The organism is Paracoccus sp. SSJ, assembly GCF_030234105.1.
Classification (GTDB): Bacteria; Pseudomonadota; Alphaproteobacteria; order Rhodobacterales; family Rhodobacteraceae; genus Paracoccus; species Paracoccus denitrificans.
In genome coordinates this window covers 29910-52339 of record NZ_JASSPE010000024.1, presented here as the reverse complement: position 1 = coordinate 52339, position 22430 = coordinate 29910, and the positions used below count along the sequence as shown (strand labels likewise).

21 protein-coding genes and 1 tRNA gene are annotated in these 22430 nt (G+C 68.9%); 8 read left to right on the top strand and 14 right to left on the bottom strand.

Features of this window, described 5'->3' with window-relative positions:
- The coding region (locus QPR87_RS20210; RefSeq protein ID WP_350310468.1) for an aminopeptidase P family N-terminal domain-containing protein at nt 1–226 on the bottom strand (226 nt) is incomplete at its 3' end.
- A gap of 104 nt (nt 227–330) precedes the next feature.
- Here QPR87_RS20210 and QPR87_RS20205 point away from each other — a divergent pair.
- A complete protein-coding gene (locus tag QPR87_RS20205; protein WP_285051101.1) occupies nt 331–1230 on the top strand; it encodes a LysR family transcriptional regulator in 900 nt (299 codons plus the stop codon).
- 147 nt (nt 1231–1377) lie between these two features.
- On the opposite strand, the gene QPR87_RS20200 is transcribed toward QPR87_RS20205, so the two are convergent.
- The 9 genes from QPR87_RS20200 to QPR87_RS20160 all read right to left on the bottom strand — a co-directional run bounded on the left by QPR87_RS20200 (nt 1378) and on the right by QPR87_RS20160 (nt 9875).
- Nucleotides 1378–1453, bottom strand: a tRNA-Ala gene (locus tag QPR87_RS20200).
- 209 nt (nt 1454–1662) lie between these two features.
- Nucleotides 1663–2490, bottom strand: coding sequence for an iron uptake system protein EfeO (gene efeO / locus QPR87_RS20195; RefSeq protein ID WP_285051100.1), 828 nt, complete (start codon nt 2488–2490; stop codon nt 1663–1665).
- A gap of 42 nt (nt 2491–2532) precedes the next feature.
- Nucleotides 2533–3837 (bottom strand): iron uptake transporter deferrochelatase/peroxidase subunit, encoded by a 1305-nt coding sequence (gene efeB / locus QPR87_RS20190; RefSeq protein WP_104492157.1) that lies wholly within the window; start codon nt 3835–3837, stop codon nt 2533–2535.
- Nucleotide 3838: 1 nt separating this feature from the next.
- Nucleotides 3839–4996 (bottom strand): iron uptake system protein EfeO, encoded by a 1158-nt coding sequence (gene efeO, locus QPR87_RS20185; RefSeq protein ID WP_285051098.1) that lies wholly within the window; start codon nt 4994–4996, stop codon nt 3839–3841.
- On the bottom strand, nt 4993–5838 hold the full coding sequence (gene efeU, locus QPR87_RS20180) for an iron uptake transporter permease EfeU (RefSeq protein WP_285051097.1): 846 nt from the start codon (nt 5836–5838) through the stop codon (nt 4993–4995). The genes efeO (QPR87_RS20185) and efeU overlap by 4 nt, the downstream gene beginning before the upstream one ends.
- A 175-nt stretch (nt 5839–6013) precedes the next feature.
- On the bottom strand, nt 6014–6988 hold the full coding sequence (locus tag QPR87_RS20175; protein ID WP_285051096.1) for a glutathione S-transferase family protein: 975 nt from the start codon (nt 6986–6988) through the stop codon (nt 6014–6016).
- Nucleotides 6989–7057: 69 nt separating this feature from the next.
- Nucleotides 7058–7501, bottom strand: coding sequence for a thioredoxin family protein (locus tag QPR87_RS20170; protein ID WP_285051095.1), 444 nt, complete (start codon nt 7499–7501; stop codon nt 7058–7060).
- 81 nt (nt 7502–7582) lie between these two features.
- The gene (locus QPR87_RS20165) at nt 7583–9361 is read right to left on the bottom strand and encodes a SulP family inorganic anion transporter (RefSeq protein ID WP_285051094.1); all 1779 of its coding nucleotides are present in this window, start codon (nt 9359–9361) and stop codon (nt 7583–7585) included.
- Between the two features lie 94 nt (nt 9362–9455).
- Entirely contained in the window at nt 9456–9875 is a 420-nt protein-coding gene (locus QPR87_RS20160; protein WP_285051093.1) for a hypothetical protein, read from the bottom strand.
- A gap of 461 nt (nt 9876–10336) precedes the next feature.
- Between QPR87_RS20160 and ald the strand changes: the two genes are divergently transcribed.
- On the top strand, nt 10337–11455 hold the full coding sequence (gene ald, locus QPR87_RS20155) for an alanine dehydrogenase (RefSeq protein ID WP_285051092.1): 1119 nt from the start codon (nt 10337–10339) through the stop codon (nt 11453–11455).
- A 21-nt stretch (nt 11456–11476) separates the two neighbouring features.
- Here the strand turns inward: ald and QPR87_RS20150 are convergent, their stop codons facing one another.
- Nucleotides 11477–12961 carry a CYTH and CHAD domain-containing protein gene (locus QPR87_RS20150; RefSeq protein ID WP_285051091.1) on the bottom strand — a complete coding sequence of 495 codons (1485 nt, stop codon included), beginning with the start codon at nt 12959–12961 and terminating at the stop codon, nt 11477–11479.
- Nucleotides 12962–13387: 426 nt separating this feature from the next.
- Here QPR87_RS20150 and QPR87_RS20145 point away from each other — a divergent pair, with 426 nt between their 5' ends.
- Genes QPR87_RS20145 through QPR87_RS20135 form a run of 3 tightly spaced genes read left to right on the top strand, consistent with a single transcriptional unit; the run spans nt 13388 to nt 15008 of the window.
- Entirely contained in the window at nt 13388–13915 is a 528-nt protein-coding gene (locus QPR87_RS20145; protein ID WP_011748022.1) for a hypothetical protein, read from the top strand.
- Complete coding sequence (locus QPR87_RS20140) at nt 13912–14460, top strand: hypothetical protein (protein ID WP_285051090.1); 549 nt, start codon at nt 13912–13914, stop codon at nt 14458–14460. The genes QPR87_RS20145 and QPR87_RS20140 overlap by 4 nt, the downstream gene beginning before the upstream one ends.
- Complete coding sequence (locus tag QPR87_RS20135; protein ID WP_285051089.1) at nt 14457–15008, top strand: hypothetical protein; 552 nt, start codon at nt 14457–14459, stop codon at nt 15006–15008. Before QPR87_RS20140 ends, QPR87_RS20135 begins: the two co-directional genes overlap by 4 nt.
- On the opposite strand, the gene QPR87_RS20130 is transcribed toward QPR87_RS20135, so the two are convergent.
- From QPR87_RS20130 to QPR87_RS20120, 3 genes are all read right to left on the bottom strand, one after another.
- Nucleotides 14980–16311 carry a hypothetical protein gene (locus QPR87_RS20130; protein ID WP_285051088.1) on the bottom strand — a complete coding sequence of 444 codons (1332 nt, stop codon included), beginning with the start codon at nt 16309–16311 and terminating at the stop codon, nt 14980–14982. The genes QPR87_RS20135 and QPR87_RS20130 overlap by 29 nt on opposite strands.
- A gap of 54 nt (nt 16312–16365) precedes the next feature.
- The gene (locus QPR87_RS20125; RefSeq protein WP_041530194.1) at nt 16366–17037 is read right to left on the bottom strand and encodes a hypothetical protein; all 672 of its coding nucleotides are present in this window, start codon (nt 17035–17037) and stop codon (nt 16366–16368) included.
- Nucleotides 17038–17130: 93 nt separating this feature from the next.
- Nucleotides 17131–17787, bottom strand: a complete 657-nt coding sequence (locus QPR87_RS20120; RefSeq protein ID WP_104492183.1) for a GntR family transcriptional regulator — start codon at nt 17785–17787, stop codon at nt 17131–17133.
- Between the two features lie 191 nt (nt 17788–17978).
- On the opposite strand from QPR87_RS20120, the gene QPR87_RS20115 reads away from it, so the two are divergent.
- From QPR87_RS20115 to QPR87_RS20105, 3 genes are read left to right on the top strand one after another with little or no spacing between them, the layout of a single operon-like run.
- On the top strand, nt 17979–19361 hold the full coding sequence (locus QPR87_RS20115) for an SLC13 family permease (RefSeq protein ID WP_285051087.1): 1383 nt from the start codon (nt 17979–17981) through the stop codon (nt 19359–19361).
- Between the two features lie 34 nt (nt 19362–19395).
- Nucleotides 19396–20766: a malonyl-CoA decarboxylase gene (locus QPR87_RS20110; protein ID WP_285051086.1), complete on the top strand. Its 1371-nt coding sequence runs from the start codon at nt 19396–19398 to the stop codon at nt 20764–20766.
- Between the two features lie 16 nt (nt 20767–20782).
- Nucleotides 20783–22294, top strand: a complete 1512-nt coding sequence (locus QPR87_RS20105; RefSeq protein WP_285051085.1) for a malonate--CoA ligase — start codon at nt 20783–20785, stop codon at nt 22292–22294.
- Nucleotides 22295–22430: the final 136 nt, after the last annotated feature.

Here is a 22430-nt window from a genome sequence, read left to right as displayed (position 1 = left end):
TGTCGTGGTCGATGAGCAGGCCGTAGCGGCGGCCGAACTGGCAATAGAGGAAATCGGCGTAATAGTTGATGTTGTGATAGGAGGTGAACAGCGCCGCATCGACGCCCGCCTGCGCCATATGCGCGCGAATGCCGTCCTGGCGGCGCTGCATCTCGGAGGCCGAGAAGGTCGGGACCGCCTTCTCGCCATTGCCGATGAAACTCTGAAGCCGGTCGCGTTCGGTCATCGATCTCTCCTTGCGTAAGATTTCCTTTACGATGAGGCGGACCTTTGCAGGCGTCAAAGGACGTTTTATAATCAGTTCATTAGATTTCCTCATGATTGCAACTCATGTCCCAGCCCCCGCTGAACGCTTTGCGCGCCTTCGAGGCGATCGCCCGAACCGGCAGCTTCCGCGCCGCCGCCGAAAGCCTGTTCGTCACGCAACCCGCGGTCAGCCATCAGATAAAGCATCTGGAACAATGGCTTGGCGTTCCCTTGTTCGACCGCAGCGGGCGGGTGCCGAAGCTCTTGCCGCGCGGCGTGGCGTTGGCGCGCGACCTGACGACGGCCTTCGACGGCATCGATGCGGCCTGCCGCCGGGCACGGCCTGCCGCCTCGGACGGCGCGTTGGTCGTGGCGGCGATTCCGTCGGTCGCGATCTGTTGGCTGATCCCTCGCCTACCCGGTTTTCGGGCACGGCACCCGGAAATCCAGCTGCGTGTGATCTATGCCCATCACGGGCACGACATCGATTTCACCACGACCGATCTGGCATTCACCTTTTCCAGTTCATGTCCTGCCGGCGAAACCATCTCCTCCCGGCCTTTCCTGTCGGGGCGCAGCGTTCCGGTGGCCAGCCCGGCCCTGGTCGGATCGGCCCCGCCCAAGCTGTCGGTGGAATGGCTGCTCGGGGTCGGGCTCTTGCATGACACCGATCTGTCGGGCTGGAGGACCTGGCTGGACCGGGCGGGCCAGCCGGTGCCCGAGCGAATGCCCGGCGCGATTTTCGAGGATTTCAACCTGCTGCGCGCCGCCGCGCTGGCCGGGCAGGGCGTGGCGCTGTGCTCGCTGGCGATGATCCGTCCCGATCTGGCCGAGGGACGGCTGGTGCAACTGTCCGAGGTCTCGGTTCTGGAAGAGTTCGACTATTATCTGACGCAGTCCAACCTGACCCCGCGCGACGCCGCCCGCCGCAAGGCGCGGCAGGTTTTCCTGTCCTGGATCGAATCCGAGCAGGCTGCCGGTTAGGGCGGAAAGGCATCGCGGCGAGCGGTCAGGGGGCCTGCTCGCCCAGCCGGAGAGGAGATCGGGCAGAGCGCTGGCCGAGATCGGGGCCTTCGCGCAGGCCTGCTGCGGTTGCTTCGGGCTGGGTGCCAGCTGTCTTCAGGATTGAATTGGTGGAGCCAAGGGGAGTCGAACCCCTGACCTCTTGAATGCCATTCAAGCGCTCTACCAACTGAGCTATGGCCCCACCGGAGGTCTCGGGCGGCGTCTCCGGCGCCCGTGTGAGGCGTCGTATAGGAGGGCGCGCCGGAAGGTGCAAGCGGAAAAATGCAGCCTCGGTACAAAATTCTCGACTAACGCCTCAACCAGTTGAAAAACCTAATTTCATTCGGAAATTCCGGCCGCATTCCGGGCCGAGGGCGAAGCGGCGGCACCGCTTCGCCGGCCGGTTGGCGATCAGCCCAGGCCCAGCTTGCCACGCAGCGTCGCAAGATCCTCGGCCAGCGTATTCACCTTGGCCGAAAGGGCGTTGCGATCCGCATCGGTCAGTTTCTCGTAAGAGACGAAGCCGCCGTCGGCGCTGCGGTATTTCTCCAGCACCTCGTCCACCGCTGCGAAATTGCCGTCCACCTTGGCGGTGAAATCGGCCTCGTTCTCGGCGATCAGCGGGCGCAGCAATTCGTAGATCTTTTCCGCGCCCTCGAAATTCGCGTCGAAATCCCACAGGTCGGTGCGCGAATAGCGGTCCTCCTCGCCCGAGATCTTGGTGGCGGCGACCTCTTCCATCAGCACGGCCGCGCCGCCCACCACTACTTCGGGCGGGAAGGTCAGGCCGTTGATGCGCGCGTCGAGTTCCTTCACGTCGGCCAGCAGCTTGTCGGCATATTCCGCCAGCCCCTCGGTCGAGCCCTGTTCCCAAAGCCCGTATTCGATGCGGTGGAAACCGGTGAAGTCCGGGTCCTGCTCGGCCTGTTCGTAATCGTCGGCGCGCGCGTCGATCGAGACGTCGAGATCCGAGAACAGCTCGGCGATGGGCTCGATCTTTTCATAGCTGGTGCGGGTGGGGGCAAAGAGCGACTTGGCCTTTTCCACGTCGCCGGCCTTGACCGCATCGGTGAAGGCGGTGGTGTCCTCGACCAGCTTGGCGGTGTTTTCCGCGACATAGAGCTTGTATTCCGCCAGCGGCTCGACCAAGTCCAGCGAGGGGTCCGCCGCCATGGCGCCCGTGGCCCAGCCGCCCAGGGCCAGCGCCAGTGCCGTCGTCTTCAGGTAATGTCCGACCATCGTTTCCAACTCCCGTTTGGGTAAGATTTCCGGCTTGGCGGGTCAGCTCCGCCTGGCTGCGTTGACAAGGGATGCGCCGAGATAGTCCCCGACGGCTGCGCCGGGCAGGGCGAAGAAATACCCCCCGCCCACCGGCTTGATATATTCCTCCAGCGGCTCGCCGTTCAGCTGGTTCTGCACGGCGATGAAGCCCGCCTCCAGATCGGCCTGATAGGCGATGAACAGCAGGCCCTGGTCGAGCTGGCCATTCCTGAGCACGCCGCGGGAATAGTTGAAGGGGCGGCGCAGCATCAGGTTGCGCTCGCTTTCCGGGGTGCGCGGATTGGCTAGGCGAATATGCGAATCCGGCGGCGTCGTGGCGCCGTCGGGGTCGGCTGCGTAGTCGGGCACGTCGTATTCGCTGGCCCGGGGCGCATCCAGGGGCGCGCCGGTCATCTTGGTGCGGCCGAAGATGCGCTCTTGCTCGGCCAGGGGCGCGCGGTCCCAGCGTTCGACGAAATTGCGGATCACGCGCACGGCCTGGTAGCTGCCGCCATGGGCCCATTCCGGCTCGTTCGGGCCGTGGGTCCAGACCACGCGCTCCATCAGCGCGGCATCGTTGGCATCGGGGTTGGCCGAGCCGTCGCGGAAGCCCAGGAAGTTCCGTGCGCTGGGGGTCGAGCCGTCGGGGGCGGGCGGAACCGGCGGGACCGAGCCTTCGATCATCCAGCGCAGCACCAGGAATTCGGACAGGTTCTTCACGATGTCGCGCAGGGCGTGGATGTTGGTGTCGGGCAGGTTGGCGCAGAATTGCAGCGACAGGTCGCCATGGCACAGCGCCGGGTCCAGCGCGTCGTTGGGAAATTGCACCATGCGTTGCAGCCGCGCCGGCTTCAGCCCCGCCAGCCAGTCGTGCCTGTCGAAGAGCGAGGCGCCCAGCCCCAGGGTGATCGTCAGGTTGTCCGGTGCGATCACCGGACCCAGCAGGCCGGAATCGGCGGGCGGCAGCTTGGGGTCACGGGCCGGCACCTCGCCGCCCTGGGTCAGGAAAGCGGCGCGCTCGGTCAGCAGCCGCAGCATCCGCTCGAAATCGTCGAGCGAGGCGACGACCACGTCGAAGGCGGCAAAGATGCCGCTGGCCGGGCGCGGGGTCAGGATCCCCGCCTGATGCCTGCCGTGGAAGGGCACATGCTGGGCGGCGGTCTCGGCATGGCCCGGCGGCGCATCGACCACCTGCGGCGCGGTCTTGGCCTCCTGCGCCCGGGCCGGCAGGCCGACGGTGCCGGCGATGGTCCCGCCCAGGGCGCCCAGTCCGATCTGCCTCAGAAGGGCGCGGCGCGTGGTGGAAAGGCGGCCCTGGTCGTTCATGTCAGTTCATCCCGATGGCGGGTTGCAATTTGCGCAGGCTCTCGGAAAGCCGCGTCAGGTCGGCGGCAAGCGCGTCGCGCGCGGCTTTCGGGACATCGCCATAGGTCGGGTGCGCTTCGGCCGCGATGGCGGCAAGATGCGCCTCGGCCGCCTGCATGTCCTGTTCGATCACCTTGTCCAGCGCCGGATCGACCCCGGCCACGACCTGCCGCAACAGGCCGGCCAGCTTGCCGATCCCCTCAAGGCTGGCGGCAAGATCCTGCAAGTCGTTTCCGGCATAAAGGTTCTCGCCCTGCGGTATCTGGCCCTGCGCGATCTGAAGCGCGCTTTCGCCCGGCATCTCGATCAGCAGGCCGGGATCCAGCGGCGCCTGTTTCAGCCGGGCGGCCAGTTCGGTCAGGTCTGCGACCAGCGCATCGGCAAAGGGCGCCAGCCCCTCGGTGCGGTTTTCCGCGAAAAGCCCGTATTCGATGCGGTGATAGCCGATGAAGGCGGGGTCCTGCTCGCGACCGGCCAGATAGGCGGCGCGGGCGTCGATGCGCTCTTCCAGGTCCGAAAAGCGATAGGCCAGCGGCTCGATGCGGCGATAGGGCAGGCGGGCTTGGTGCCATGCCTCGCGCGCGGCCTCCAGATCGTTCGCAGTGATGGCGTCGCGCAGCGCCTCGGCGGCCTTGACCGCGGCATTGCCCTGCATGACCAGATAGACGCGGTATTCCGACAGCGGTCCCAGGAACTTGCGCAGCGTGACTTCCGAGGCGGCGGCCGCGGCCTCGTCCGACGGCGTCACGGTCAGCGTGCCGCGCGGGTTCGACAGCAGGCCGCAGGTGATGGCGTATTCGCCCGGCGCCAGTTGCACCTCCAGCGTAGAGCGGAAGCCGGGTGCGATGTTCTCGCGCTCGGCCACCACCATGACGCCGTTCAGGATCTCCCATTCGATGGGGCGGTCGCTGGCGTTCACGATCTCGAAGCTGCGCCGTCCGCCGGGCACGGTGATGGCATCGGGCTCGCAAGTGGTGGCGTTCACGGTCACCAGCTGGTCCGCCGCGGTCTGCGTGCCGGCATTCCGCTGCGTCGCATACCAGAAGGCCGCGCCGCCCGCGACGGCCAGCACGGCCGCGCCCGCGATCGCCAGGTAAATGCCTTTCGAGGGTGAAGTCATTTGCGCCCCGCAGTCTGCGGCCGGGCGGGCAGGGGTTCTGCCTGCGGCCTGAGGAAAAGCACCAGCGTCACCGCCAGGAAGACGCCCCAGACCAGCGCCTCGCCCAGCGTGGGGGCCTCGCGATAGCCCAGAAGGCCGGACAGCACGGTGCCCAGCGGGCCGGATTCCGGCAGGGTCAGGCTCAGGTCATAGACCCGGTCCTGCAAGCCGTTCCACAGCCCGGCCTCGTGCAGCGCGCGGACCGAGCCGGCCAGCAGCCCCGCCGCCACCAGCAGGATGAACACCCCGGTCCAGCGAAAGAAGCGGCGCAGGTCCAGCCGCAGCGCGCCGGCATAGATGCCCCAGCCGGCGCCGATGGCGACGATCACGCCCAGAAGCGCGCCGATGGGCGCCGCGCCGTCCCGGCTTTGCTGGAATATCGCCAGCAGGAAGAACACCGATTCCAGCCCCTCGCGCGCCACGGCCAGAAAGACCATGCCGATCAGCGCCCAGGTGCCGGCGCCGCCCCGATGCGCCAGCGCCTCGTCGATGCCGGAATGCAGCTCGGCCTTGATCGAGCGCGCGGCCCGGCGCATCCAGAACACCATGCCGACCAGCACCGCCACGGCGACAAGCCCGATCACCGCCTCGAACAGTTCCTGCGTCTTTTGCGGGAAGCCGCTGCTGATCAGCTGGATCGCCGCGCCGGCGAAAAGCGACATGGCGACGGCAAGGAACACGCCGACCCAGATCGCGGGCAGCCAGGCGCGCCGGCCGGTCTGGCGCAGATAACCGGCGATGATGCCGACGATCAGGGCCGCCTCCAGCCCCTCGCGCAGCATGATGAGAAACGGTGCCAGCATCGGCCTTTCCCCAGCATTTTGTCGTGGTGCGGGTCCGGTGGCGGCGGATCGCGCCGGCCGGAAGGGCATCGCGGCAAGTCTCCGGCCAATACGGGCCGGCGGGAAAAGGAATACGCCGCCAGCAGGGCTTGTCAATCCAGAGAGAAACTCTAGGAAAGCCCCGCGACGCCTTGTCTCAGCCCCGGCCGTGCGGCTCGTGCCAGTCGATCAGCGGATTGATCGGGATGATGCGATACGGGTTTATCGTGTCATGGCTGTAATGGTAGTGCCGCACGATATGGTCGAGATGCACCGTCTCGGCCACGCCGGGCCATTGGTAAAGCTCTCGCGTCCAGCCCCAGAGGTTTGGGTATTCGCGCAGCCAGCGCCGGTTGCATTTGAAATGCGTGTGATAGACCGGATCGAAGCGCAGCGTGGTGGTGAACAGCCGCCAGTCCGCCTCGGTGATGCGCTCGCCGCAAAGATAGCGGTTCGCGGCCAGGTGGTGCTCCAGCCAGTCCAGCGTCTCGAACAGCGGCCCGACGGCCTCGTTATAGGCGGCCTGCGTGGTGGCGAAGCCCGCCTTGTAGACGCCGTTGTTCACGCGGTCGTAGAGGCGCTCGTTCATCGCATCGATCCGGTCCAGCAACTCGGCCGGGCAATAATCGTCGCCGTTGCCGGTCAGCCCGTCGAAGGCCGTGTTGAACATGCGGATGATCTCGGCGCTTTCGTTGCTGACGATGGTGCCCTGCGCCTTGTCCCACAGCACCGGCACCGTCACCCGGCCCGAGGTTTTCGGGTCCGCCTTCAGGTAGATGTTGCGCAGAAAGGGCAGGCCGAACAGCCCGTCCCCTGTGGCGCCGGGGAAGTCGGTGGCGAAGGTCCAGCCCTCGGACAGCATGTCGGGATGCACGACCGAGACGTCGATATGCGGCGCCAGCCCCTTGATCGCGCGATAGATCAGCGTGCGATGCGCCCAGGGGCAGGCATAGGAGACATAGAGGTGATAGCGCCCGCTTTCCGGGCCGAATCCGCCCCTGCCGCTGGGGCCGGGACTGCCGTCCGGGGTGATCCAGTTGCGCCAGGCGGTCACGCTGCGGTGGAAGCGCCCGCCGCTGCTGTCGGTGTCATACCATTCGTCATGCCAGACGCCGTCGATCAACTGGCCCATGCTGTCCTCGCGCGTTTCCGTCCGGTCCCCAGCATAGCCAAGCGGACGGTGCGGGCAACCGCCCCGGCCTTAGCCGCGCAGTTGCGCGCGCGCCCAGCCGGCGATCGAGGCGGCGTCCATGGCGCCGGACTGCCGCCCGATCTCGCGCCCGCCGCGATAGAGTAGCAGCGTCGGGATGCCGCGGATGCCCAGGGTGGCAGCGGCCTGCGGCTCGGCCTCGGAGTTCAGCTTGATCAGCCGCATTCCGGGCTCCAGCATGGCGGCGGCGCGGGCGAATTCCGGCGCCATCATCTGGCAGGGGCCGCACCAGGGCGCCCAGACATCGACCAGCACGGGGATCGAATTGCGCCCGACCTGGCGCTGGAACATCGCCCCGTCCACATCGGCGGGCTGTCCGGAAAACAGGGCCGCGCGGCATTTGCCGCAGCGCGCCTCGCGCGGGTCGCGCCCGGGCGGCAGGCGGTTCGTCGCGCCGCAAGCGGTGCAGGCGATCTGGATATCGGTGCCGGACATGCTCGACCTCGGTTCTCGACGGTGCCATGACGATATGTTCGCATTACCGTAGGTATTCAAGGCCGGGGCCGGCCCGCGGGTCTATCCGCCCAAGACCCCGTCCCGCCGGCAGCCCGGTCCCATCTCTTGTTCGGGGGCCGCGTCCGGGCCCAGTTCGCGGCGCAGGCGGCAAATGGCCTCGTGCTGGCTCAGGAAGACCTTGCCCGACAGGTGGCGCAGGAAATCGCTGCGATGCAGCCGGTCCATCACCGGCCCCTTGACCTCGGAGAGATGCAGCTTGACCCCGCTTTCGGCCAGGCGGCGGTTGATCTCTTCAAGGCTTTCCAGCGCACTGGCGTCGATATCGTTCACCGCCGGGCACATCAGCACGACGTGGCGGACGCGGGGATGCTCGGCCACCAGCGCGGCGATGCGATCTTCGAGAAAGCGCGAATTGGCGAAATACAGGCTTTCGTCGACGCGCAGCGACAGGATCTCGGGCCAGACCAGCACCCGGTGGCGGTCGATGTTGCGAAAATGCTCGGTCCCCGGCACCTGGCCCACGACGGCGGAATGCGGCCGCGAGCTGCGGTAAAGCTGCATGACCAGCGACAGCACCACCCCGGCGCTGATGCCCGGCTCGACCCCTACAAGCAGCGTGACCAGGATGGTTGCCGCCATGGCCAGAAAATCGCGCGGGGAATAGTCCAGCACCCGGCGGATGGCACGCAGATCTACCAGCGACAGCACGGCCAGGATGATCGTCGCCGCCAGCACCGCCTGCGGCAGGTCGGCCAGCAGCGGCGTCAGGAACAGCGCGGCCAGCGCGATGCCGATGGCGGTAAATATCCCCGCCGCCGGCGTCTGCGCGCCCGCGTCGTCATTCACCACCGAGCGCGCAAAGCCCCCCGTCACCGGATAGCCCGCGCTGAGCCCCGCCGCGATATTGGCGGCGCCCAGCCCGATCAGTTCCTGGTCCGGTGCGATCCGCTCGCGCCGCCGTGCCGCCAGCGTCTGGCCGACCGAGACCGACTCGACGAAGCCCACGACCGAGATCAGCAGCGCCGCCGGCGCCAGTGCCACCAGCAATTCGGCCGACAGCCCCGGCAGCGCCAGCCGGGGCAGGCCCTGCGGGATGGTGCCGACCAGCGCCACGCCCTTGCCCCCCAGCTCCAGCGCCTTGGCCAGCGCGATGGTTGCCGCGATGGCCAGGATCGGCGCCGCCCGCGCCAGCATGTCGGCCAGCCAGCCGGGCAGCCCGGCCCGCATCAGCCCGCGCTTGCCCCAGCGCCGCGCCGCATGGAGAAAGGCCAGCGCGCCCGTGCCGATGGCCAGCGTCCATGGATTGGTCTGCGGCAGGGCACCCCAGAGCGAGGGCAGGATCTCGGGCAGGGTCGCGCCGCCGCCGCCCACCCCCAGCAGGTGCCGGACCTGCCCGGCCGCGATCAGGATGCCCGAGGCGGTGATGAAGCCCGACATCACCGGATGGCTCAGGAAATTCGCCAGGAACCCCAGCCGGAAGATGCCCGCCGCCACCAGCATCGCGCCCGAAAGCAGCGCCAGCCCGACGGCGGCGTCCAGCGGATCGGCCAGCCCGGCCTGAACCACCGGCCCGATGGCCGAGGCGGTCATCAGCGAGACCACCGCCACCGGCCCGACCGCCAGCACCCGCGAAGTGCCGAAGACCGCATAGGCGACCAGCGGCAGGATCGAGGCGTAAAGCCCGACCTCGGGTGGCAGGTTGGCCAGCATGGCATAGGCCAGGCTTTGCGGGATCAGCATGATCGTGACGATCACCGCGGCCAGCAGGTCGGCGCCCAGCACCGCCCCGCCATAGCCGCGCGCCCATTGCAGGAGGGGCAGGCGGTGGATCAGGCGCATCTGCGGTCGATCCCTCGTATCGCCCTGGTCGCTGCGACCAGGCCCGACGGCGCCGGATCGACGCCGGATGCTGCGGGGGCGCCCGTGTTGTGCCTCATGGTGCGGCCCCGCCTTGGGATGCGCGGGTGTCGAAAGACAGGTCCAGCCGCCAGCCCGGACAATCCGGCGCCAAGGGGGCGGTCTTTGCCGCCAGCGCTTCGGTCGCGCCGGTCGCGGCGCCGGCGCGCGCAGCCAGTTCCGCCGCCCGATCCTCGGTCACGGTGCGGCTGCCGAAGCGGATCGAGACCTGGTGCCCGCATACCCCGCCGCATTCCAGGAAATGCCGCGAATAGCGTGGCGGCGCGCAATGCCCGGGCAGCTCGAAGCCGCGCAGAGCGGCAGGCAGATGAACCCAGACCCGCGGATCGGTGCCGGGAAGATCGTCGTATTCCATGGGAAGCAGGCGCAGGACGGCATAGCCCGCGCCAAGCGCAAGCACCGCCAGCGCGGCGGCGATGGCTGCGCCCCGCCTCACGACCCGGCGCCCCGATGATGGAAGGGGACGGCGAAAGGGCGATGGAGCCGCTCGCGACATTTCCTCCTGTCCCGGCACGGCCATGAGCGGCGTTCGCGCCTTGCCGGGCCGGCAGGGACATGGTGCGCCCAGCCCGACCGCGCCTTGCGGAACCCTGCCACCCCCGAGGCGTGGATCATCGACTGCTCCCCCCTGCTGTTCGTCGCTTGCGGCAGCCTCAAGACATATTCGGGAATGCGTATATATGCAATGCACCCGATGGGCAATCGTGGCACCGAATGCCGCTGCGGCGGATGCTTGCGCCCATTTTCTTGACGGCGGAAGATTCTTCGATTCTTCTGGTCGACCGGAGGATCCTGTCTCGTTGCGCCCGCTTGCCCGGGGGCAGTTTCGCAGCACCTTGCGAAACGGCAATGTCAGACTGGTGCCAGGAGCCTTGAAACCAGCGGGAGGAGAAGGGAATGAAGATCGGCTGCCCCAGGGAAATCAAGCCGCAGGAATTTCGCGTCGGCCTGACGCCTGCCGCCGCGGCCGAGGCCGTCGTGCATGGCCACCAGGTGCTGGTCGAGACCGGCGCGGGGCTTGGTGCCGGCTTTGCGGACGAGGACTATCTGGCCGCCGGGGCGCGGATCGCGCCGGACGCGGCCGCGGTCTTTGCCGAGGCGGACCTGATCGTGAAGGTCAAGGAACCGCAGGCCGTCGAACGCGCCATGCTGCGGCGCGGGCAGGTGCTGTTCACCTATCTGCACCTGGCGCCCGATCCGGCGCAGACGCGCGATCTGCTGAACTCGGGCGTGACCGCCATCGCCTATGAAACGGTCACCGATGCGCGCGGCGGGCTGCCCTTGCTGGCGCCGATGTCCGAGGTGGCGGGGCGGCTGGCGCCGCAGGTCGGCGCCTGGGCGCTGCAAAAGGCCAATGGCGGACGCGGCGTGCTGCTGGGCGGGGTGCCGGGGGTCCGGCCGGCCAATGTGCTGATCATCGGCGGCGGCGTGGTCGGCGCGGCGGCGGCGCGGGTCGCGGTCGGCATGGGCGCCAACGTGACGGTGATGGACCGCTCGCTGCCGCGGCTGTCCTGGCTGGACGATCTGTTCATGGGCAAGCTGACCACCCAGCATGCCAGCGCGGCGGCGACCGCCGAGCTGATCCAGGGCGCCGACATGGTGGTCGGCGCGGTGCTGGTGCCGGGCGCGGCTGCGCCGAAGCTGGTGTCGCGGGCGCAACTGGCGACCATGCCGCGCGGCGCGGTGCTGGTCGATGTCGCCATCGACCAGGGCGGCTGCTTCGAGACCTCGCGGCCGACCACCCACCAGGACCCGATCTACGAAGTGGACGGCGTGATCCATTACTGCGTCGCCAACATGCCGGGCGCGGTGGCGCGGACCTCGACCCAGGCGCTGGGCAATGCCACGCTGCCCTTCCTGCTGTCCCTGGCCGACAAGGGCTGGCGCCGCGCGCTGGCCGACGATGCGCATCTGCGTGGGGGCCTGGCCACGCATGAGGGGCAGCTGACCTCGCCGCCGGTGGGCGAGGCGCTGGGGATCGCCGCGATCACACCGGGCGAGCTTCTGGCCGGGTAGGCCAGCGCAGGGCTGCCGCCCTCAGCGCCAGAAGCGCTTGGCATCGACGAAGGCGTCATGCGCCTCGGCGGCGGCCTCGATCTGCGTGCGCTTGTCGCGTTTCGTGCCCAGCAGCGCGGCGGCCTTGGGATCGCCGGCAAGGCCCAGCCGTTCGACCAGTTCCGGCGCGCTCACCAGATCGTTCAGCGCGCCCATGCGGTCCTGCAACGCCTCCAGCGCGGCAAGGAAGCGCGCGGCCCGGCGCTTGCGGCGCTTTTCCGCGAAGAGCGGCGCAAAGAACTCCGCGGCATAGCGCAGCTTCTTGGCGTCCTTGCGCAATTCGTGCCGGGCCTCGTCGCCGAGATCGGCAAGGTCGATGCCGTCCTTCTTGACCTTGCGGCGAAAGCGGTCGAGGGCGGCGGCCGCGAATTCCCGCAGCGGCAGGTCGCGGATCTCGGCCGCCGAGGGCAGCGCGGTCCAGGGGCCGATGGCGAGATACTCCCCCAGATCCAGCATCAGCAACCGCGCCCGGCGCGATTCCAGCGCCGCTTGCGCCTGGGCATAGGCGGCCATGCGCGCCGGCTCCAGACGGGCGCGCAGCGCCTCGGACCGGCAGCGCATGCGCAGCACGTCCAGGTCGCGCGCCTCGCCCAGCATGCCTGCCAGCCAGCGGGTTTCCCGGTTCAGCCGGCCGGCCTCTTCGTCCTGAAGCATCGGCTTGCAGATGGCAAAGGCCGAGCGCAGCCGGCGCAGCGCCACCCGCGCCTGATGCACGGCCTCGGGATTGCCGGGGCCGATCAGCGGCTCGTTGAGCCGAAACTGCCGCAGGCAGGCGCTTCCGATCAGGCGAAACCCGTCCGCCGCCACCATGTCGCGGCGCAGGGCGACCGGCGCCGCCTTGTGCATGTGCAGCACCGGCCCCAGCAGCCGAAAGCCGTGCTCGGCCTCGGTCTGGGCGGCCAGGCGCAGCGGCGCGATCTCGTCCAGCCGGCGTGCGAGCGCGTAAAGCGCCGCAGGCGGGCCGTCGCGCAGCGCCAGCCGGATCGCGCAACGCATCGCGCGGCGGTCGGCGGCCGTCATCTCGCCCTGATCCAGCGCCAGTTCGATGCTGGCGCCCTGCCCGGGCAGGGTCCAGACATGCCGCATGACGCGCAGTTCGAACAGCGGGCCGATATCCGCGATCTTCGCCCCCAGCAGCGCGGGAACCGGCGTGTGGTCGTCCAGCACCGGCCTGTCGCCCGTCACGGTCTGCCGCCATTCGGGCAGCAGGAACAGATCGGCGGTGCTGCCGGTGGCCTTGACGGTCTGGAGGCGCTGATCGCCGGTCTCGCCCCCGGTCTCGGTCAGGCTCAGCGTGAAGCCGGCCGCGGCCAGGTCCTGTGCGGGGGTGTCGAAATAGGTCGCATGGACCGGCATGGTGCGCGGCCGGCCGGACAGCAGGTCCGAGGCGCGCAGGATCTCGGCCGCCTCGGGCGTGATGTCCAGCGTCAGTTCCGGCGCGGAGACGATGGTTTCCTGTTGCGGCATTTCGACCTTCCTTCGGGACGCTCCGTGACGTGGTGCCGGGCCATTCTGAAGCGGATGGCGGCGCGCGGGAAGGATAACCGATGGCTGAAACACCTCCATGTCACCTTCGCAGGACCGGACGGGATGGCGAGCCGGCAATCGCCGATCCCGGGTCAGGGAGGCATGTGCATCCACGTCGCGAACCCGAACGCGCCCGGGTGGGCGATCCGCATCTGCCGTCGAGCGGCCGGCGACATCGCCATGCGCGCCCCACGACCTCTGCATGGCACCGTGGCAGATGACGGGCTGCCCCGGCTTGCCCTTGCGTTCCGGCCGGAATCCGCCGACCGGAAGCGGCCGGATCTTGTGCGCCAGGGGCCGGCGGGCCTTAATTCCCGCATGACGGGAAAGCGACATGCCTCGTTGCTGCGGCGTCTGAGGGTGCGCATGGCCGCCTCGATCGGGGTTGCGGCCGCGGTGCTGCTCGGCCTGTGGCTGAAGGTCGAAGAGGTGCGGGCGCCGCAGGAACTGCCCCGGATCGTCCCCGGCGAGCCGGTCGATCTGGGCCGGGTCGAACTGACCCCGCTGTCGCTGTCGCTGGTCCCGCCCGGGCAGGAGGGCGAGCCCGCCCGCCTGTTGATGCGCGCGCGGCTGCTGAACCTGACCGGAGAAAGCCAGATCGCCGTCTTCGGCTTTCCGCCGCATCCGCCCGAGCTTGCCGCCGGTGGCGCCGCCTGGCCCGAGCCCGAGGTGATCCTGGACCGCGACGGCGCGCCGCTGGCGCAATTGCATCCGCGCCTGGCCGAGCGGGTCACGCTGGTCTGGCAGGTTCCGCCGGACTGGCGGCCCGGGCCGGTCTCGCTGACCTTCCACCGGCAGATCTTCAAGCTCAAGGACAATCTTTACGGCAAGTCGAGCTGGCTGCTGTTTCAGCCCGCCGCCCGCATGTCCGTCGTGCCCGAGGGGGCGCCATGATCCGGGGGGGCAGCATCGCCATCGTGCTGGCCGGCGCCGCCCTGCTGGGCGCGATGATGCAGACCGCGCCGGATTACAACAGCACCGTGCAGCCGTTCCGCAGCCATGTCGCGGCGGGCGGGACGGGCGAGGCGCGCAGCTTTCGCGCCCGCTTTTCCGGCGCGCGCCTGGCCGACCGCATCGCCTTTTCCCGCTTCGGCACCGAGTTCGTGCACGACACCGACGGCGTCTTCCTGATCGCCGAGATCGAGGTCGAGGCGACCATCGTCTCGCAGCGCATCGATGCCTCTTGGCAGGGCGCGAGCGGGCGGCGCTATGCGCTGTCCAGGCGTGCCCAGGACATCCCCCGCGGGCTCGACAGCCACTGGTTCCAGCCCGGCCTGACCGGGCGTGCCATCGCCGTTTTCGAACTGCCGCCGGACGAGGTCGCGGGCGGCGAGCTGGTGGTGAACAACAGCTTCACCGCGGTTTTCGACAGCGCCCTGCATCTTGCCCCGCCGGAGCCGGCAGGGGGCAGCCAGCCGATCATCCGGTTCGAGCCATGAAACATCTGCTTTGGGTAATCATTGCCGCAGTCCTGCTGCTCGCCAACGTGGTGGTCGGGGGCTGGACCGAGATCACCGACATGCGCCGTGCCCGGGAATGGACCGTGTCGCAGGCTGGCGAGGCGGGGGCCGAACTGCGCGGCGTGCATGTCCGGGTCGATCAGGTCTGGGCGGGAAGCGCGCCCAACCTGTCCGAGCGGGCGCTGGTGCTGGTCCGTCTGGCGCTGCGCGGTCCCGAGGCGGCGCGGCAGGGCTGGGCCGGCTGCGACCTCAGCCTGCGCGACGCGGCGGATCGGGTCTGGCTGCCGCTGATCAGCGCCGATTCCGAGGGTGCCGTTCGGGTGCTTTCCCCCGACGGCGAGAACAAGGGGCGCTGCAACCCCATCCCCTACGACGCGCCGCCGGACGGGCAGGAGTTCCTGTCGGACCAGCTTTTCCTGGTGCCCTCCGAATTGCTGAAGGGTGCGCGGCTGCGCGTCTCGGCCTGGGGGACGCGGCCCGAGGCGCTGGAATTCGCGGTCAAGCCGGTTCTGCGCGACCTGCAATAGCTGCCTTTTCCGCCTGGGCGCGCCCGGCCAGCTCCAGCCCGGCGGCAAGGATGCAGAATTGCAGGACGCAGACCACCACGCCCTGCTGCGGCTGGCCCGGCGCACCGAACAGCAGGCCCAGCGGATATTGCGCCACCTGCCAGACCCTCAGGTCTTGCGGCCCGATCAGTTCGGCCAGCCCGATCCAGGCCCAGCGGCCGGCCCAATCGGCCAGCCGCCACAGCACCAGCACCGAGACGGTCAGCGCAAAGCCCGCCGACCCGGCCAGCAGCACGCCGTTCGCGACCGCGTGCCAGCGTTTCACAAGCCCGGCCCAGAAATGGCCGATGAAGTCGGTCAGCGGCTTCGGCAATGCCTGCCAGCGCTCCACGACCCTGCCGGCCGAGCGGCGCGTCTCCTCGGCCATCAGGTTCAGGTCATGGCCATAGACGATGGCGCCGAGGTTGAACCAGATCAGCGGCAGCAGCGCATACCAGAACAGCGCCACGAGCCAGGGGCCGGGCTGGAATACGGGCGCCCAGTCCACCGGGCGCCTTGCGGCATCGACGACCTCGGCCGAGGCGGGCGGGGCCAGGTTCCGCCACAGCTCGGCGGGCGAGGGCAGGCCGGCCAGCCATTCGATGAACCCCGCCTGCCAGCCCGAGATGACGTAAAGGCCCAGCACCGCCCAGCTTGCCTCGCAGGCGACGACCAGCAGCGGCCAGATCCCGGCCTCGCTGCGCTTGTGCATGGCCTTGGCGCCGCGCCGGATCGCCCAGATCAGCAGCACGGCGACCATGACCCAAAGCGTGCTTTGCACCTCCAGCGCGGTCGGCTGGGGCTCGGGCGAAACCGCCGAGAAGTCGATCCGCTCCATCGAGGTCGACAGGAAAGCCTTGGAGTAATCCCGCAGCGTGTTTCCCAAAAGGCCCCAGCCGGCATAATAGCCATAGAACGGGATCAGCGCCGCCAGCAGCGCCCCGGCCAGCATGCCGATGCCGGGCTGGCCTTGGGCCTCGTCGGAGGTTTCCCCGTCGGCGGGCGCCCTGCGACGGCGCCTTGAGCGAAAGCGCAGCACCGGCAGCCCGTCGCGCAGGATGACGAACATGGCGACGAACAGCACCAGTTGCAGCAGGATCACCGGCACCAGCGCGATCAGCCCGGCCAGCCGGTCGACAAAGCCGATCTCGACCGCCAGCATCATCAGGAGCGTGCCGAGCAGCATGCCCGCCAGCCATGTGGCGGCCAGCACCGCGCCGTAGTTCCGAAACAGCCGCGCCGTCAGCAGGACGTGCTGGCGCAGGATATGCAGATCCCCGGTCATGGCGGCAGGATCGCAGGATCGATGCCGCATCGCAAGCGGGGCGTTTCCGGCGTCTCAGGACGGGGCGTCGTCGGCATGGCGGCCAAGGCCAAGCCCCATTCCCATGCCCATGCCACCGCCGCCACCCATGCCGCCGCCACCGCCGCCTCCACCGCCGCCGCCCTTGCTGCCGCCTTCGCCGCGCCCGCCCCTGGACGAGCCGCCCGATTGCCGCGTCGGACCTTGCGAGGGGATGGTCACGTCGCCGGGCACCGGACCCAGGTCCAGCGCCTTGCGGATGAAATCGCGCAGCGAGACGACCAGTTCGGCGGTATGGATCGGCCGTCCTGCGGCCATCTCGGTGGCGGCGCGGCTGGCCAGGCGGACCTGTTCCTCGGTGCCCAGCAGGATGATGTCCGAAAGCGCCGCCTCGACCGCGTCGCGGATGCGCCTTGCGCGATCCGAGCCGGCGGCTTCCTCGTCCCCCGCCTCTTGCGCGCGCTGCCGCAGGTCGCGCAGATGGGTCGGATCGACCAGCAACTCGCCGGTGAACGAGCCGCCCAGCACCTTGTAGGCGGCGATCAGCGTGCGCAGGCGTTCGTTGATCTGGCGGTTCATGCGCTGCTGGCGCTGCTGGATGGTCAGCAGCATCAGCACCCGGATGCCCACGCCGATCAGCGTGAACAGCGCAAGGCCCAGCAGGGTGGTCAGAACCCCCTGCCAGGTGCTGAAGTCGAAATAGCGCATCGGCACCCCCATCGGCCTGTCCCGGGCCTTTATCCCATCCCTTCGGCCCGATGCGCCAGAGGAGTTTTCCCGCAGGATGCCGTCTGGCGCCCGTCAGTCCCCTTGCCGCAAGGCCGCGATCAGGTCGTGGAAACGGTCGCCCTGCACGATGACATGGGTGCGCAGCGCCTGGGCCGCGCCCTCGCCGTCGCCGGCACGGATGCGCGCCACCACCGCGTCATGTTCGGCGAATGACCGCATCATCCGGTTGCGCACCTTGAGCTGCATGCGCCGATAGGGTTGCAGCATGGCATGCAGCCGCGCCGCCTCTTGCGCCAGGAAGGCGTTGTGGGTCGCGCGATAGATGCAATGGTGGAAATCCGAGTTGCGGGCGTAATAGGCCTCGACCTCGCCGGCCTCGGCCAATTGGCGGCATGCCTCGTGGACGGCCTCGAAATCGGCCATCTCCGCCTCGGTGATGCGGCGGGCGGCAAGGCGGCCGCAGGTCGCCTCGATCTCGGCCATGACCTCGAATCGCTCGGCCAGCTCGCCCGCGCTCCATTCGGTGACGAAGGTGCCGCGCTTGGGCACCACCCGGACCAGTCCCGAGGCTTCCAGCTGGTGCAGCGCCTCGCGGATCGGGGTGCGCGAGACCTCGAATTCCCGCTCCAGCGCCTCGGGGTCCAGCCGGGCGCCGGGCGGATACTTGCCCTCCACGATGGCGTTTTCCAGCGCGTTGCGGATGCGCAGCGTGTTGGGGATCGTCGCCATGGGAAGCCTCCTTCGGATATCTGCCCGAAAGATAAGCGGGTTCCATGCATTTATCCATGTTCGGATTTGATATATACAACAGACAAGAGGAAACGTATAACAGCCGGGTGAGGATTCGCGTGCCGGAGGAGGGCGCGGGAATCGACGGCCGCCTTGTCGGCCACAGGAGATTGCAAGGAGAGGAGCCGCGCATGACCCCGCATCTGTTTTCAATCTACGCGCTGGCGGCGATGTTCGTCGTCGCCACGATCTGGCCGATCAACATGGGCGTGCTGGCCTATGTCGGCGCCTTCCTGGTCGGCACCTTGCTGGCCGGGCAGGCCGCCAAGGAGATCATCGCCGGTTTCCCCAGCGGCCTGTTCCTGACGCTGGTCGGCATCACCTGGCTGTTCGCCCTGGCGCAGAACAACGGCACCATCGACTGGCTGGTGCGCATGGCCGTGCGCGCCGTCAAGGGCCGCATCGGCGCGATCCCGTGGATCATGTTCGGCATCTCGGCCGTCCTGACCGCGGTGGGCGCGGTCAGCCCCGGCGCCGTTGCCATCGTGGCACCCATCGCGCTGGGCTTCGCGTTCCGCTACCAGATCTCGCCGCTGCTCATGGGCCTGATGGTGGTGCATGGCGCGCAGGCCGGGGGCTTTTCGCCGATCAGCATCTATGGCGGCATCACCAACGGCGTCGTGGCCAAGGCCGGGCTGCCGCTGTCGCCCATGACCACCTTTGCCGCCAGCTTCTTCGTCAACGCGGCGGTGGCGCTTCTGCTGTTCATGATGCTGGGCGGACGCAAGCTGATGCAGGCGCGGCAGGACCGGATCGAGCCTGTCGCGGTGCCGCATGTCGAGATCGCCCGCCCGGCCACCGGCCCGCAGATCTTCGGCGACAGCGAGGCCGAGGCGCTGAGCCGCCGCATCGGCGAGGAGGGCGGCGGCGAATCGAACCGCCTCGTCGCCGAGGTGGACGAGGGCGACCAGCCCGACGGCACGCTCTACCAGATCGTCACGCTGGCCGGGCTGGCATTGCTGGCCGTGCTGGTGCTGGCCTTCAACCTCGACATCGGGTTCGTCTCGCTGACCATCGGTCTGGGCCTGGCCTTGTGGAACCCGACCATGCAGAAACGCGCCATGGCGCAGGTGGCCTGGCCCGAGATCATGCTGATCACCGGCGTTTCCACCTATGTCGCGGTGCTGGAACACATGGGCACCATCGATTTCGTCGGCGACAGCGTGGCGGGCATGGCCTCGCCCTTGCTGGCGGCGCTGATGCTGTTCCTGATCGGCGCGGTCGTCTCGGCCTTCGCCTCGTCCACGGCGGTGCTGGGCTCGCTGATCCCGCTGGCGGTGCCCTTCCTGCAAGGCGATACGGGCGTGGGCGCCATCGGCTTCATCGCAGGCATGGCCGTCGCCTCGACCATCGTCGATGTCAGCCCGTTCTCGACCAACGGCGCCCTGGTCCTGGCCAATGCGCGCGGGGTGGACCGTCAGGTCTTTTTCCGCAAACTGCTGAGCTATGGTGCGCTGGTGACGCTGGTCGCTCCGGTCGTGCTGTGGCTGATCTTCGTCGTGCTGCCGGGATGATCCCGGCAGGCCACCCGCTTTTCGGAGGCCCGAAATGATCAAGACCGTCGAGACCCCGCGCCCCAGCCGCCCGGCCTTTCTGGGCGAGCTGTTCGAGGTGCTGACAGAGCGCGGCCGCCGCCTGCTTGGGCGGCGGGGCGCGGGCACTGCCACCGAGGCGCCCGACCTGTGCGAACTGGGCGAGGCGCTGCTGTCGCGGCGGGGCGAGGCTTCGGGCGTGGCCATCGCGCAGGGCCTGCTTGCCGCCTTCGAGGATGCCGATGAGGTGACGCGGCTGGCCTTCCTGCAAAACCTCGCCGACCGCTTCGGCCCCGATCCGGCGGCGGTCCGCGCTGCGCTGGAGGCCGTGCAGCGCGACCCCGAGGACGGGCGGGCCATCGAGGCGCTGCACGATGCCGCCGAGCCGCGCCGGCAGGAACTGTTCCGCCGCCTGAACCTCGCCCCCGGCGGCACGGCGGCGCTGGTGCGGATGCGCGAGGAGCTGCTGCGCCACCTGAAGGGCAATCCCCCGCTGCGCCGGGTGGACGGCGATTTCGCGCATCTTTTCGCATCCTGGTTCAACAGGGGGTTTCTCGTGCTGCGCCATATCGACTGGAACACGCCCGCCAGCATCCTGGAAAAGATCATCCGCTACGAGGCGGTGCATGCCATCCAGAACTGGGACGACCTGCGCAATCGCCTGCAGCCGACCGACCGGCGCTGCTACGGCTTCTTCCATCCGCAGCTGGTGGACGAGCCGCTGATCTTCCTCGAGGTGGCGCTGACCGAGGAGATCCCGGACAATGTCGCGGGGCTGCTCGACCTCGACCGCCAGCCGATCGAGGCGGAGCGCGCCAGCACCGCGGTGTTCTATTCCATCTCGAACACCCAGCGCGGGCTGGCCGGGGTGTCCTTCGGCAATTTCCTGATCAAGCAGGTGGTCGAGGAGCTCAAGGCGGAACTGCCCAACATCCGCACCTTCGTCACGCTGTCGCCGGTGCCGGGCTTTGCCGCCTGGCTGGCCCAGCAGCGCAAGGACGCGATGTCGGAACTGATCGACGCCGACCAGCGCCTGGCCTTTGCCGTGCTGGACGATCCCGACTGGCACAAGGACCCGGCCGTGGCCGAAAGCCTGCGCGCGCCGCTGCTGGCTGCCGCCGCGGCCTATTTCCTGCGCGCCCGCGACGGCAAGGGCCGGGTCGTCGATCCGGTGGCGCGCTTCCACCTGGGCAACGGCGCCCGGCTGGAGCGGCTGAACTTCCTGGGCGATGTCTCGGCCAACGGACTGAAGCAGTCGCATGGGCTGATGGTGAACTATCTCTACGATCTCGACCGGATCGAGGCGAACCACGAAGCCTTTGCCGAACGCAGCGCCATCGCCGCCTCGGACAGCGTCAAGCGCGCGCTGCCGGCCTCCAACCCATGAACCACGGGGACAACTCATGAGTGACAATCTGTTCGACCTTCTCGCCGCCGGCATCAGCGATCCCGAGGCCGTGGCCATCGAAACGCAGGCCGGCGAGCGCATCCGCTATGGCGACCTGATCGCCCGCAGCGGCCGCATGGCCAATGCGCTGGCGGCCTTCGGCGTCCAGCCCGGCGACCGGGTGGCGGTTCAGGTCGAGAAATCGGTGCAGGCGATCATCCTCTATCTCGCCACCTTGCGGGCGGGCGCGGTGTTCCTGCCGCTGAACACCGGCTACACCCCCGCCGAGATCGGCTATTTCCTGGGCGATGCCGAGCCCCGGGTCTTTGTCTGCGACTCCGCCCGGCAGGAGGCGCTGCGCGAGCCCGCTGAGGCCGCCGGTGCCCGCATGGTGACGCTGGACGCCGAGGAGCGGGGCAGCCTGACCGACGCCGCCGATGCCGCCCCCGAGGCTTTCGCCACCGTGGCCCGCGACAGCGACGACCTGGCCGCGCTGCTTTACACCTCGGGCACCACCGGCCGGTCCAAGGGCGCGATGCTGACCCATGGCAACCTGGTCTCGAATGCGCAGGTGCTGCGCGAGGCATGGCGCTTTACCGCGCAGGACGTGCTGATCCACGCCCTGCCGATCTTTCACACCCACGGCCTGTTCGTCGCCACCAATGTGGTGCTGTTCTCGGGCGCCTCGATGATCTTCCTGCCGAAATTCGACGTCGACCGGATATTCGAGGCGATGGCGCGGGCGACCGTGCTGATGGGCGTGCCGACCTTCTATGTCCGCCTGCTTCAGGACGACATGCTGAATGCCGAGACCACGGCCAACATGCGGCTGTTCGTCTCGGGTTCGGCGCCGCTGCTGGCCGAGACGCATCGCGAATGGCAGGCCCGCACCGGCCATGCCATCCTGGAACGCTACGGCATGACCGAGACGAACATGAACGCCTCGAACCCCTATGACGGCGAGCGCATCGCCGGCACCGTCGGTCTGCCGCTGCCCGGCACCGAGATCGTCGTCACCGACCCCGAGACCGGCGCCGAGCTGCCGCGGGGCGAGATCGGCATGATCGAGGTGCGCGGGCCGAACGTGTTCAAGGGCTATTGGCGCATGCCGGAAAAGACCGCCGCCGAGCTGCGCGACAACGGCTTTTTCATCACCGGCGACCTGGGGAAATTCGACGAGCGCGGCTACCTGCACATCGTCGGCCGCGGCAAGGACCTGATCATCACCGGCGGCTACAACGTCTATCCCAAGGAGATCGAGACCGAGATCGACGCGCTGCCCGGCGTGGTCGAATCCGCCGTCATCGGCCTGCCGCATCGCGATTTCGGCGAGGGGGTGACGGCGGTGGTCGTCCCGACCGGCAGCCCCGCCCTGACCGAGGCCGAGGTGCTGGCCCCGCTGGAGGGGCGGCTGGCGAAGTTCAAGCAGCCCAAGCGCGTGCTGTTCATGGACGAGTTGCCGCGCAACACCATGGGCAAGGTGCAAAAGAACCTGCTGCGCGACCGCTTCGCCGGGCTTTACGACTAGCTAGGGATCTGGTGGCGCTGGCGGGCAAGCGGGGCAGGGCGGCGATGGTCGTCCCGCTCCGATCCCGCCAGGGAAAGCCACCACCGGGGCGCAAGGCCGGTGGGCAGGCCAGGCGCCGCATCGCCTTGCCTGCGCC

Bases quoted from the DNA above. Each gene is read 5' to 3' on its own strand.
- QPR87_RS20205 (WP_285051101.1), top strand. From the start codon at position 331: ATGTCCCAGCCCCCGCTGAACGCTTTGCGCGCCTTCGAGGCGATCGCC.
- efeO (WP_285051100.1), bottom strand. From the start codon at position 2,490: ATGGTCGGACATTACCTGAAGACGACGGCACTGGCGCTGGCCCTGGGC.
- efeB (WP_104492157.1), bottom strand. From the start codon at position 3,837: ATGAACGACCAGGGCCGCCTTTCCACCACGCGCCGCGCCCTTCTGAGG.
- efeO (WP_285051098.1), bottom strand. From the start codon at position 4,996: ATGACTTCACCCTCGAAAGGCATTTACCTGGCGATCGCGGGCGCGGCC.
- efeU (WP_285051097.1), bottom strand. From the start codon at position 5,838: ATGCTGGCACCGTTTCTCATCATGCTGCGCGAGGGGCTGGAGGCGGCC.
- QPR87_RS20175 (WP_285051096.1), bottom strand. From the start codon at position 6,988: ATGGGCCAGTTGATCGACGGCGTCTGGCATGACGAATGGTATGACACC.
- QPR87_RS20170 (WP_285051095.1), bottom strand. From the start codon at position 7,501: ATGTCCGGCACCGATATCCAGATCGCCTGCACCGCTTGCGGCGCGACG.
- QPR87_RS20165 (WP_285051094.1), bottom strand. From the start codon at position 9,361: ATGCGCCTGATCCACCGCCTGCCCCTCCTGCAATGGGCGCGCGGCTAT.
- ald (WP_285051092.1), top strand. From the start codon at position 10,337: ATGAAGATCGGCTGCCCCAGGGAAATCAAGCCGCAGGAATTTCGCGTC.
- QPR87_RS20150 (WP_285051091.1), bottom strand. From the start codon at position 12,961: ATGCCGCAACAGGAAACCATCGTCTCCGCGCCGGAACTGACGCTGGAC.
- QPR87_RS20145 (WP_011748022.1), top strand. From the start codon at position 13,388: ATGGCCGCCTCGATCGGGGTTGCGGCCGCGGTGCTGCTCGGCCTGTGG.
- QPR87_RS20140 (WP_285051090.1), top strand. From the start codon at position 13,912: ATGATCCGGGGGGGCAGCATCGCCATCGTGCTGGCCGGCGCCGCCCTG.
- QPR87_RS20135 (WP_285051089.1), top strand. From the start codon at position 14,457: ATGAAACATCTGCTTTGGGTAATCATTGCCGCAGTCCTGCTGCTCGCC.
- QPR87_RS20130 (WP_285051088.1), bottom strand. From the start codon at position 16,311: ATGACCGGGGATCTGCATATCCTGCGCCAGCACGTCCTGCTGACGGCG.
- QPR87_RS20125 (WP_041530194.1), bottom strand. From the start codon at position 17,037: ATGCGCTATTTCGACTTCAGCACCTGGCAGGGGGTTCTGACCACCCTG.
- QPR87_RS20120 (WP_104492183.1), bottom strand. From the start codon at position 17,787: ATGGCGACGATCCCCAACACGCTGCGCATCCGCAACGCGCTGGAAAAC.
- QPR87_RS20115 (WP_285051087.1), top strand. From the start codon at position 17,979: ATGACCCCGCATCTGTTTTCAATCTACGCGCTGGCGGCGATGTTCGTC.
- QPR87_RS20110 (WP_285051086.1), top strand. From the start codon at position 19,396: ATGATCAAGACCGTCGAGACCCCGCGCCCCAGCCGCCCGGCCTTTCTG.
- QPR87_RS20105 (WP_285051085.1), top strand. From the start codon at position 20,783: ATGAGTGACAATCTGTTCGACCTTCTCGCCGCCGGCATCAGCGATCCC.